Origin of the sequence: Anaerostipes sp. MSJ-23 (genome assembly GCF_018918155.1) — a bacterium.
Taxonomy (GTDB): Bacteria; Bacillota; Clostridia; order Lachnospirales; family Lachnospiraceae; genus Anaerostipes.
Genome location: NZ_JAHLPY010000035.1, coordinates 1 through 1,638, shown reverse-complemented (window position 1 = coordinate 1,638; position 1,638 = coordinate 1). Strand labels below are relative to the sequence as shown.

At 40.3% G+C, this 1,638-nt stretch carries 1 protein-coding gene; it reads left to right on the top strand.

Annotated features, from left to right (window positions below):
• Positions 1-216: 216 nt before the first annotated feature.
• On the top strand, positions 217-1,638 hold a 1,422-nt coding region (gene tnpC, locus KQI71_RS12220), incomplete at its 3' end, for an IS66 family transposase (protein ID WP_253288108.1).

Below are 1,638 nucleotides of genomic sequence, written 5' to 3'. Positions count from 1 at the left end.
ATTTAAAAAGTTGTCTCATATCTCTTTACATGCGTTTATGTTCTATGATAGTGTGGTCTTATGAAAGAGATCATATTTAACGAGGGACAATGAAACAGATTTACAAAGGAACAGATCATCGAACTGTTTCTTTCTCAACAGGAACAGCTGCAAAAACAGACAACACAGTTAGAAGAACTGAACCGAAAGTTTGACCTGATCTATGAACAGCTTACCATGTCACGAACAGATCGTTTTGCTCAGAAAACGGAGAAATTTGACTATGATCAGTTGACTCTGTGTTTTAACGAAGCTGAAGTTATGATAGAAACAGACTGTGCAGAAGAACCATTGATCGAAGAAGTCATTCCTGCATATAAACGTAAAAAAAGACCGAAAGGAAAACGTGATGAAGATCTGTCAGGACTTCCAGTCCGGGAAGAATATCATGAACTTTCTGAAAAACAGCTTTCTGAGCTGTTCCCAAATGGATATCGGAGACTTCCAGACAGGATTTATAAAAAACTGGATTTTCATCCAGCAACTTTCGAAGTGATCGAGCATCATGTCGCTTATTATAGTGCAAAAAATGAAGATAAGATCATAAGTGCAGAACGACCTTCTGAAATCTTAAAAAACAGTATCGTAACGCCATCTCTGTTAGCGGCAGTCCTGAACTTTAAATATGTGAATGCGATGCCTTTGTATCGTCTGGAACAGGAATTTAAAAGGAATGATATTCATATTTCAAGACAGACAATGTCCAGCTGGGTGATCAAAAGCAGTGAACGCTATTTATCTTTATTATATGACCGGATGCATCAGCAGATCTATCAGGGCCCGGTGATCCATGCGGATGAAACACCAGTCAAAGTCAAGAGAGACGGCCGGGATACGATGTGCAACAGTTATATGTGGGTTTATCGTACTGGTACAAAAGATGGACAACAGCCAGTGATCCTGTATGAATATCAGAAAACCAGAAATTCAAGCCATCCGGCGGAGTTTTTGAAAGGATATGAAGGAACGATCGTCTGTGATGGGTTTGAAGCATATCATAAGATTGCGAGGGAAAATGCACACATCACAGTTGCAGGCTGCTGGACTCATGCAAGGCGGAAATATGTCCAGATCTGTAAAGCATTAGGGAAAAAAGCATCAAAAGGAACCCTTGCAGAAGCTGCAGTTGCCCAGATCGGAGCGATCTATCATACCGATAACAGCCTGGACGGGTATGAACCAGAGCAGCGAAAAAAACGGAGGAAAGAACAGGTATCACCATTGGTCGATGCTTTCTTTTCGTGGGTAAGATCAAACATAGGATCTGTAGGAACTGGGAGTGTTTTATATAACGCAATGCAGTACAGTCTGAATCAGGAAAGATATCTCAGAGCGTTTTTGGATGATCCATTAGTTCCTCTCGATAATAATAATGCAGAGATTGCTATTCGGAGCTTTTGCGTTGGGCGGAATAACTGGCACGTGATAGATACAGTGAATGGGGCCAAAGCAAGTGCAATGATCTACAGTATTACAGAGACAGCCAAAGCGAACCAGTTAAAACCATATGAATATTTAAAATATCTGCTGACAGAGATTCCAAAACACATGGAAGATAGAAATCTAGATTTTTTAGAAGAACTATTACCATGGTCAGAA